1 protein-coding gene is annotated in these 370 nt (G+C 49.7%); it reads right to left on the bottom strand.

What is annotated here, in order from left to right:
* The coding region (locus tag A3756_RS25360; RefSeq protein WP_068555002.1) for a DoxX family protein at nt 1–300 on the bottom strand (300 nt) is incomplete at its 3' end.
* Between the last annotated feature and the right edge of the window lie 70 nt (nt 301–370).

The following is a 370-nucleotide window of genomic DNA, read 5'->3' as shown; positions in this document are numbered from 1 at the left end:
GACAATCGCCACAATCATAGTGATTGCCAGTACCAAGGCCGCTGGACGAACCAAAAAGCCAACTATCAGCAATAAACCGGCGAAGAATTCGGCACTCCCTGCAAGCCCTGCCATCAAGATACCGGGCGATAATCCAATCGACTCCATCCAACCCGCCGTTCCATCCAATCCATAGCCACCAAACCAGCCAAATAGTTTCTGACTGCCGTGTGCGGCGAATGTGATGCCCGCGCCAATTCGGATAGGTAGCGTGTCTAGGCACGCAGTCGTTGTGCTGATTTTGTTGAATAGTGCTTTCATGGCGTGTTTCCTCTGTGTTTTGATTTGATGAAATAAGTGTATCGCGCTGAAGAACTTCCAATAAGTGCCA

The sequence above is a fragment of the Oleiphilus sp. HI0086 genome (genome assembly GCF_001635225.1).
Note: the sequence above shows the minus strand (reverse complement) of the source record. Positions and strands in the feature narration are given on the sequence as shown.